Origin of the sequence: Bacillus sp. V5-8f (assembly GCF_002863565.1) — a bacterium.
Lineage (GTDB): Bacteria > Bacillota > Bacilli > Bacillales > DSM-1321 > Peribacillus.
Window position 1 is genome coordinate 364,265 of record NZ_PGUW01000002.1, and the last position, 9,459, is coordinate 373,723.

The 9,459-nt window shown below is 36.9% G+C and carries 8 protein-coding genes and 2 pseudogenes; 3 read left to right on the forward strand and 7 right to left on the reverse strand.

The features are described from left to right. Nucleotides 1–510: 510 nt before the first annotated feature. Both CUU64_RS03440 and CUU64_RS03445 read right to left on the reverse strand, forming a co-directional pair. Nucleotides 511–609, reverse strand: a pseudogene (locus CUU64_RS03440) (nucleosidase); the annotation flags it as partial. A 159-nt stretch (nucleotides 610–768) separates the two neighbouring features. Continuing rightward, nucleotides 769–1,389 (reverse strand): hypothetical protein, encoded by a 621-nt coding sequence (locus CUU64_RS03445; protein ID WP_101631867.1) that lies wholly within the window; start codon nucleotides 1,387–1,389, stop codon nucleotides 769–771. 684 nt (nucleotides 1,390–2,073) lie between these two features. On the opposite strand from CUU64_RS03445, the pseudogene CUU64_RS23065 reads away from it, so the two are divergent. Beyond that, nucleotides 2,074–2,169, forward strand: a pseudogene (locus CUU64_RS23065) (DUF3298 domain-containing protein); the annotation flags it as partial. 595 nt (nucleotides 2,170–2,764) lie between these two features. Here the strand turns inward: CUU64_RS23065 and CUU64_RS03455 are convergent. The 4 genes from CUU64_RS03455 to CUU64_RS03465 form a co-directional block, all read right to left on the reverse strand. Beyond that, complete coding sequence (locus CUU64_RS03455) at nucleotides 2,765–2,959, reverse strand: hypothetical protein (RefSeq protein ID WP_101631868.1); 195 nt, start codon at nucleotides 2,957–2,959, stop codon at nucleotides 2,765–2,767. A gap of 81 nt (nucleotides 2,960–3,040) precedes the next feature. After that, the gene (locus tag CUU64_RS03460; protein WP_101631869.1) at nucleotides 3,041–3,274 is read right to left on the reverse strand and encodes a hypothetical protein; all 234 of its coding nucleotides are present in this window, start codon (nucleotides 3,272–3,274) and stop codon (nucleotides 3,041–3,043) included. Between the two features lie 778 nt (nucleotides 3,275–4,052). Then, nucleotides 4,053–4,226 carry a hypothetical protein gene (locus tag CUU64_RS21840; protein WP_180954448.1) on the reverse strand — a complete coding sequence of 58 codons (174 nt, stop codon included), beginning with the start codon at nucleotides 4,224–4,226 and terminating at the stop codon, nucleotides 4,053–4,055. A 354-nt stretch (nucleotides 4,227–4,580) separates the two neighbouring features. Further along, on the reverse strand, nucleotides 4,581–5,327 hold the full coding sequence (locus tag CUU64_RS03465) for an MBL fold metallo-hydrolase (protein ID WP_101631870.1): 747 nt from the start codon (nucleotides 5,325–5,327) through the stop codon (nucleotides 4,581–4,583). Between the two features lie 436 nt (nucleotides 5,328–5,763). Between CUU64_RS03465 and CUU64_RS03470 the strand changes: the two genes are divergently transcribed. Beyond that, nucleotides 5,764–6,387, forward strand: coding sequence for a TVP38/TMEM64 family protein (locus tag CUU64_RS03470; RefSeq protein WP_101631871.1), 624 nt, complete (start codon nucleotides 5,764–5,766; stop codon nucleotides 6,385–6,387). 72 nt (nucleotides 6,388–6,459) lie between these two features. On the opposite strand, the gene CUU64_RS03475 is transcribed toward CUU64_RS03470, so the two are convergent. Beyond that, complete coding sequence (locus CUU64_RS03475) at nucleotides 6,460–6,747, reverse strand: DUF3219 family protein (RefSeq protein WP_101631872.1); 288 nt, start codon at nucleotides 6,745–6,747, stop codon at nucleotides 6,460–6,462. A 340-nt stretch (nucleotides 6,748–7,087) separates the two neighbouring features. Here CUU64_RS03475 and CUU64_RS03480 point away from each other — a divergent pair, with 340 nt between their 5' ends. Then, on the forward strand, nucleotides 7,088–9,007 hold the full coding sequence (locus tag CUU64_RS03480; protein ID WP_257985409.1) for an AMP-binding protein: 1,920 nt from the start codon (nucleotides 7,088–7,090) through the stop codon (nucleotides 9,005–9,007). Nucleotides 9,008–9,459: the final 452 nt, after the last annotated feature.

Here is a 9,459-nt window from a genome sequence, read left to right on the forward strand (position 1 = left end):
TCTTGTACTAACTCGTTTTTACATTTAGGTATCCGAGAGTAATCTTATCAAAACCTAAACATGAAAGCCCTACCTCTCTTCCATCTTGCGACTCCTAGGTCGCGCCAGTGAAAAATATGGTCTTGAAACTTTCAGTGAATTTTATTCTTTGTGGAAGTAATACTAATTGGGATCATCAATTAAATGGATAAACAGAATAATAAGTATTGGGGTTTATTAAACCTGAGGACTTAAAACGCAAATTGTATCTTGTATTACTAATATTATTATACACTGCAGCAATCATGTACTTAATATAGAATGTAATATAGAGAAGTGACTCTCTTCATTATTCTTTATCATTCACTAATTGTTACCCTCGATATTCTTTTATATTCGCAACTTAATATAAACCAACCTATATTATAAAATCATACAACATATTGAAATATTTGTCAAACTTAATGAAATTTGAATGATTCATTCTTTTAAAAAAGCACCTTCGAAAGGATGCTTTTTTAAACTCCAGTATGACCTTAAAATATTAAAAGCGTCCTCTAGTGACAATTCTAAAATTCTGTCTGTTTGAAAGAGTATGCCATCCATATCAAAGATTAATGATTTTGACATTATCTTCTCCCCTATAAATTTTTTTAAAGCTTATCAGAAAGGGATTTATTAAACCAAAATACCTTGTTACACCTTGTGAAAAACAGAAGAAGTCCAGTAAAGAAAAGAGCTTTACCTCCTTAGAAGTAAAGCGTCCGTTACTTAGCTAATGTTTTATTCTTAATACGACCACATCTCGTCTTCTGAGATCCACTTGCCTTTCTTTAAGTCATATGACCTATATTCATCATGAAAAGATAAATAAGATGTCAACCTAAATTGAGGCCCACTTGCTTTTTCCCAACAATCCACAAACCAATCTTTTAACATTTCTTGCTCTGCCATCACAAGCTCCTCTTCACTTTTCTCATAAAACTCAAGGAATTTATCAGCTTGGCCAGTTGGTTCATGATAAATCACTATTGATTCCAGTACATCCATACTATCCGCAAACTTAGAGTCACTATCCTCATTAAAGACCTCATTGCCCTCTTTATCCATTGAATACATTACTATGGATAATTCATATCTTGTAGGCTCTATAGATGTAGAAAAATCTAACAATTCCACTTGAGGATCAAAGTTTAGATTATGTATCTCAGTTAATTTAGTAATCAACTTGTCCGAATTCGATTGAAGATTATTTTTGATTGTATTTTTATAGTTTTCTATCGTAAACATAATTTCTCCCTCATCTTCCTTAGATTTATTTAGTAAACTCTGTGTTTCTTGAGTAGTTTCTGATCCTTGGCAAGCACTTAACAACAACAAAAACACAAAAATATTAAGTAAACTCTTCATACACCTACTCCGATTGTTTTATGCTTAATACGTCCTTTTAATATTACCATTAAATAGTATATTTGCTGAATATTTCTTATTTAATTCTTTGTGAATGAAGCAGTTTATGTATCTATAACTTAAGATTAAGTAAAATTTTTACTGTGTAAATAAAAAAGGCTTTACTTATTATCAGTAAAGAACCCATTTTAGCAAGAACTCAACGCCTTTATTATGTTGTGATTATTTCTAAACGTACCTACCAAAAGGGCAAGGTTTTAATCTGGTGATTTATTATTTTTAGTTTTGAAGTTCTTCCGGTAAGTGTATTTTCATGGAAAAATAGTCACATTATGATATAGAAGACCGAAATTATGTTGATTGGTCAAAAAACCCCAGTTATTGTGAGTATGAATATAAAACATATTACTCAGTTAAATACAATAACGGGCAATTTCTATGTTTCCTTGTATATGATTATGATTATTCTGGTGGACCGCGCGGCTTAACACGAGTAACATCGTATAAATTTAATGTCTGTAATGGCCAGCAGATCAATACAACCAATTTGTTGAACAACCATACAAAAATCAGCAAAGTGCAGAAATACGCTTTTGGATATATGAAGAATAGGCAACCTTTTAAAGGGTTTATTTCTAAACAAAGACATGTACCTAAAAATAATTATGTCCTTTCTACTATACTGATGGTGATATCTACTTTGTTTTCCAAGAAAATGAAGTAGCACCTTATACTGCTGGCAATCCTGTGGTGAAAATTCCTAGTAATGTTTATAAATAATGTTTCCCCATATATGCCCTCCAAGACGGATGGGCTTTTTATATCGTTGTTAATACCTTTTTCTAAAGCCTACTGCTTCTGCTTCAATATACATTTATGCATAAAAAAAGAGGAGTTTTTCATTACTCCTCTTCTGTATCTTCTTCTTCCACAAACTCATCTAATAAATGCGGAAAGTTGTGTTTAAACATATCCTCTGTAATTTAGTCGATTAAACTCACTGTGTTGCACCTCCTGCTGTATTGGTATAGTACCCTGATAAAAGAAGACTAAAACATAGGTTTTTTTAAACGGAGAAAAAGAGAAGTATCCTACTCCTCTTCTGCATCGTCTTGAAAATGTTCATTTGCGTCAATTAAGTTTTGCCATTCACTTGTAGTTAAATGATCAGAAATACGCTGGAAAAAGCTCATTACAATTCCTCCTATCCCTTTGATTTATAGTTCTATACCCATGTACAAATAATTTATCGCTGGTATTTGTTGACAAAAGAAAAAGCAACCCACTGGCTGCTAGTTAGTTTAATTCCATTTGAATTTGTTTTTAATTTGGTAATCCCCTGCTACTTTTTCCTTTCCCTTAGTAGGCAACCCGTTTATGTAAAAGAACTTGCTAAATGATTCGTTTCATAGACAACATTTTGATTGTCACGCAACCTACTAACAACTCTATATCCCTTTTCGTAAACCATTTCATACACTGTTTCCGGTTGAAGAATTACATAACACTTCTTACCGACCTTACCAGCATATTGATTCGCTAAATTAATTCCTTCTTCAAGTGTAAACATGTATAGCTCTTCACTTATTTTTTCAACTAAACCAATACATCGCATTTGTGCTAATTGAAAAAGTGATTTTGAGTTCTAGACTTAATGAATTCGGCCCTGTCCGCCTAAACTATTGCGATTTAACCTTATAGTACCGATGCGGCTGATTAACCCGTTTCGTCGTAAATGGCTGCTTTCAAATGCAGGCGACTGATTGCTTTCTCTCCCCCAATCAAAGCCAGCTTCAGATGCCCCAGTTGACATTAGAGGTTGGTCCCCGCTGGTATTTTCTTGTGATGAAGAATCATCAGGCCTGATGTTATTTTCTTGCGGCATAAACATTCTCCTTATTGTCGTATTTAAGTCTTTCCAATATGGAACCTGTATGAACCTATTTTTGATGTAATAACCGAGCCGATAGCTCTTGGCCGCCCGTTTAGGACTTCTTTAAATCATTAAAGCGCCTTTCCACTTTTATATTGTTCCCATCATATCTTTAACTATGATAAAACCTACATTTTTAACGGGAATAAATAAAACTTAACAACTATATAATACGCAAGCGACTTAAGGTTCACTCTCGCTCTTCTTTATGTATTGTCTAGTAATTGTTGCGATGTATTCTAGTTAGGGCTATAACCTTTTGCTAGACCCTGTTTAACAGCACCTAGATATGAATTTTGGCAAAAATGGAAATACGATTACGACTCGACTCAATCACCTATGCACTAAAAAAGGCAGGCCACCAATGATTGAGCGCCTGCCTTCTCAGATATATCTTTAATCCAATGGAATGGATTTTTCGGCATTTATGTAGCCCGCTCCGTAAATGTTCGGGTCCCTGCCTTCTACTGCATCGGCTCCTTTTTTCAAGAGGTCTTTAATTTCTTGAGGTGATAATTCCGGTTTGTGCGTTTCATCAGGGCGACCACGCCGGCGGAAATTGATGTCGCCATAGAAGTTCCTGAAGCAGCATAATAACCATTGCCAACACGTCCCGATTTTTGAAATTTATCCATAATTTTGATATGAACTATGAAAACGAAAAGATATGGTAACGGTGTTTGTCCAAGTTATACTACAGGTAAATTTATGGTACATGTACTGGTTTTGATTATTTTTTCACCATTGAAAAGCTTCTGATCATCGAACCAACGAACATGATGCCTGATCCGCCTAATAACATGATTAGGCAGGTAGTTTTATCGATAACACCCATTGGATAAAATACACTCCCTATAATGAGTAACGCACCAAAACCTGATAAGATCCATGCAAACTTTTTCATGAGGTTCCATCCTTTAAAAGAAGTTATTTCTTTACTCATTTTAACATGAAATCTTTATGAAGCTGCTAGATTCTTGTTCATTTAGAAGCAACGCATATGAATCAGCCAATATAATACACGTTTGAGTACCATTAATAATGGTTTAAAGCAAAAATTAAAAGGAGACATGAGAGATAGATTCAAGCTCCTGCCTATTTATCTTGACGATCATTCCTTCCTCCTTTGGTTAAATTATGTTCACTCAATATATCCACACGTTTAAAGCATTGCAATTTATTTATGAACATTTTGTCGAACCGGAATTTATTAAAATATCACTTTTCGCAAGTTAAAAAGTAGGCCTAGTCTAATTTTTCATTCAGAGGCTGTTTTGTCGGCACCCGCGACCTGATCAAGTTGTTCTTTTACTTGTTCATCAACAAGCCCGCCGTGATAGCAGATGACCTTTTTAATGTCATACGCCAAAAACTTTTTGAGGGAATCCTTGGCGGTTTCCATGTCAGGCGTATGCCGTTCGGCAGGTCCAAATAATTTGCCGTTTGAAGAAACCATTGCATCACCGGCAACAAGTGTTTTCGTTTTCTTTATATAAAGACTAATATGTCCCGGAGTATGACCTGGTGTGTGGATAATTTCAATACCACCGAAATAGGGTAATTCCTCTCCATCGTTCAAAATTTTATCCACTTGTACCCTCGGAGGATTGGTGTATAAAGCCTTGGCAGGTTCAGGAAGTGCCTCCCATGCTTCCTTGCTCATCCGTTGCGGATCCGTTTTCATCAATGGAATTTCCCCTTCAATATAGGGTTTATCTAAATCATGGGCATAAACCGGTATCGTTTTATCCAATGCCTTTAGAAGCTCTGTAACACTACCGATATGGTCAAGGTCTTGATGTGTGATCACCACTGCTGTCAATCTCTCGATAGAAACACCAGCCTGGTCCATAGCAGAGCGGATATCCTCCAGCTGTCCAGGCATTCCGGCATCGATCAAAATCGCAGACTCCTCATCCCAAACCAAAGTAGGGTTAAATACAGTACGAATTCCATTCGCCTCAATTTTTAATTCAAGCATTTCTACTCCATTTTCTATTTTCATTCACTTTTTCTCCATTCTTTGTTTTATTCCAACAGTAAGGACACCTTGGAATACAAGTAATATATTTCCATTCGGCTTTTCAGGTTTCTAATCACTCTTTATACTTTTTCCAGCTTCCGCCCTTCCAGGTTCCCCTCTTTGTTCTTCATTACTACCTAGTAATTCTCTTCCACCCTGGATCATTCCTGTAACAAAAGCTGTAGTGTTTCAGTGGTTTCACGACTTCTTTGATTTTCCGAATATAATAAAGACATTTATTGCCACACCAAATATTATATAGTCCAATCGGTCTTCTTTTTCCATTAATATATTGTAGGGGTGATTTTTTTTATCAAACTTTAGAGAGGTGAGTATCTGGCAATAATTAGATACGTTACGAAAGCTAATAATAATAATCATCCGCAAAATTATGTAAATAGAACACAGGAGAGGAATCATGAAAAAATGGACCGTTATATTCGGATACTTACTGGTTATTGCAATAGGCTTTATGAACAGAGATTATCTGTTAAATTGGATTCAGGAAAATGACAATACCCACCTTCCACTTATGTTTACATTGTCAGCGTTAATCGCTACAATCCCGATCATTCCCTTTACGTTATTTGCCGGAATTATGGGTGCCAAACATGGGGTGGTTATAGGATCCGCAGTGAACTGGTTTGGGAGCGTTTTTTCTTCTGCTATTTATTTTTTGTTAGCACGATATTTTCTTACCGATTTTTTTAGCACCTATCTAACAAAATTTAAAGGAATAGATAAATTCCAGGCTATGATACAGAGAAATACGTTCCTTGCGATTTTTATTGCGAGGACAATTCCAATTATTCCTCCTCCTGTGGTTAATATTTATTCCGGTGTGGCAGGCATATCCTTTCTAACATACATTTCTTCGACAGCAATTGGAAAAATCCCTCCTACACTGTTTGTCGCTTATACAGGCGGTCAGATTTTGACTTCACTACCGAAATTAATCATTGGCTGTGTTTTCTATTTGTTTTTCCTCCTCCTCATCCTTTTCGTTTATAAAACTTGGTTTTCCCGACGTTCGCAAAATTAAAATGGGGCATGTACCGAATACCACAAAAAGATAAAAAAAGAACTTCTTGGTGAAGTTCTCCAAACAATGCTTTTATTGCTTTTCAACAAGCTCCAAATGAAAGCTGCCGACTTGATTTTCTTTATACAGGTCTGTCACTGAAGTATAATAATTCGCAATCGTCCCTCTGAATTCCAACGATCTTTCAGGAACTTTAACATCAAATGCACCTTCATACAGCAATGTTGTTATCGCATGATACTCACTGCTTTTTACTTCAAAATCAAAACTAATTTGACGTGCACCCGAATTTTCGACAATTTGTTCTTTATAACGAGTGACGTTAAGCACTGTGCCATTTAAAATAACCTCATTAACCATGTTTATCCCCCCTGATCTACAAACATATTTTATCCGACTCCATCCGTTATTATAGTATTCCATTATCCTGAGCGAAATCTTTTTGCCTGAACAGCTTAGATATGTATGATAAAAAATGATTGTCACATCGTTGTGTATTATTTTATCTGTCCTAACGCTAACAAAGAGCTTTCACGAGATGCTCCCTCTTCTGCCTGACACAAAATCTAAAAGATTAATTTTTCAATCCTTTCTGAATTATTATATAATATTCTTATCTTAACGGATGAATTTAATAAATTGCGGGGAGGTTCATCATTTGTCATCAACTAATCCTGTTTGGTTTCCTAAAGAGGAAGATATGAAAGAAACACGCATGTACCAATGGATGAAAAAGCTTGGTTTACCAAATTATGAATCTTTGTACATGAAGTCTGTCGATGATATCGTATGGTTTTGGGACGAAGTTGTAAAAGAGTTGGGGATCGTTTGGACACAAAACTACGAACAAACGGTTGATTTATCAAAAGGCATTAAATATCCTGATTGGTTTGTCGGAGGTAAGATGAACATTGTGGAAAATGCTGTTGATAAATGGGCAAACAGGGAAGAAACAAAACACTCCAAAGCGCTTATCTGGGAAAGTGACGATGGAAAAGTTATTTCCTATACCTTTCATCAATTAAGCCAGGAAATATCGAAAGCTGCAGCAGGCCTACATTCGCTTGGAATTAAAAAAGGCGATGTTGTTACCTTATACTTGCCAATGCTGCCCGAGACTGTTATAGCACTATTGGCGATCACCAAAATTGGCGCAATATTTTCTCCTGCATTTTCAGGTTACGGGGCTGATGCAGTAGCTACCAGGATCAATGCCGCTGGCTCAAAAGTGTTAATTACTGCTGATGGATATTATCGCCGAGGAAAAATCATTCCCATGAAAGAAGAAGCAGACCGGGCAGCCGCCAAGTGCCCAACCATTGAAAAAGTCATTGTAATCGCACGTACAGGCAGGGAAATTCAATGGATAGACAATCGAGATATCAAATGGGCGGATCTGCTAAAAAATGAAAGCTCTTTCAATACTGCAGAAACGAATGCCAGTGATCCTTTCATGTTAATTTATACTTCAGGCACTACAGGCAAACCAAAAGGAGCCGTACATACACACGCAGGATTTCCGATTAAATCAGCTTTTGATGCCGGTATATGTATGGATGTCAGACGCGGGGATACCTTATTCTGGTTTACCGATATGGGCTGGATGATGGGACCCTTCCTGGTCTTCGGCGGACTTGTCAATGGGGCAAGTATTGTCTTGTATGAAGGAACCCCTGATTTTCCTGAACCAGACCGAATCTGGCAGCTCGTTAGTAAACATAATGTGACTCAGCTCGGAATCTCCCCCACTCTCGTTCGCAGTTTAATGAAGCATGGAACTGAGTGGGTAAACAAACATGATTTATCCTCCTTAAGGGCGATTGGTTCTACAGGAGAACCCTGGAATCCGGAACCCTGGATGTGGCTATTCGAGAAAGTCGGCAAAAGCCAAATCCCAATCATGAACTATTCCGGAGGTACAGAAATTTCCGGAGGGATCTTAGGAAATGTATTGTTAAAGCCAATTTCACCCATTACATTCAATTCCCCGATTCCTGGAATGGATGTACATGTGTATGATGAAAACGGCTCACCTGTCATTAATCAAGTAGGTGAATTGGTCATTTTAAAGCCTTTTGTCGGGATGACGAACGGCTTCTGGAACGAAAATGACCGATATGAAAAAGCGTATTGGGGCAGATGGCCAGACACATGGGTGCACGGGGACTGGGTTATCCAAGACGATCAAGGATTCTGGACGATTACTGGCAGATCGGATGATATCCTGAACGTTGCCGGAAAACGTCTTGGACCTGCTGAAATGGAATCAGCCCTTGTTGAGCATTCATTAGTAATTGAAGCTGCGACAATTGGAATACCTGATGATGTCAAAGGGGAAACGGCAGTATGCTTTTTGGTACTACTTCCGGGGACAGAAGAGAATGAACATTTGAAAAAAGAGCTTTATGAGCTTGTAGAAAAACATCTTGGGAAATCATTGAAACCAAGGGAAATTCATTTTATCTCCGAACTTCCAAAGACGAGGAACGGAAAAGTAATGCGACGGGTTATTAAATCTGCTTATCTGAATCAGCCCTCCGGAGATCTATCTTCTTTGGAAAATCCAGATTCGGTTGAAGCCATCAGAATGCTTAAAACAGATCAATCGTCTGCATTTTGACCGAACGCCTTTCAAAAAGATAAAAGTGAATGAATGAAAGAAAGACGAAACGGCTAGGTTGGATAAACAAGCTGTTCAAATGAGTACGATGTGCATTATACTTCCTTCCTTCTGATCCGGAACAAAATGCACATCCAAATTTTTATTAACAGCAATACAAACCATCAGGTGAAACAGGATCCCAATAAGAAAGGCCCTCAAAACTCCATACAATGCTATGTACTTTTGGAAAGATTTATGGTCGCTAACATTGTTTATGCTTGTGGATTTTAATGGAAAGAAATAACTATAAAAAACTGTTTCGCATTGAAACAGTTTTGTTTTTTCATATTCTATCGTTGTCTGGTATGTACACACAATAGGATGTTCGTATCCTCTTAATAATGGTTTATTGACTGAACTTGCTCTATTTAGATGAGCTAGATATGATATTATGGCGGAGAAGGAGGGAT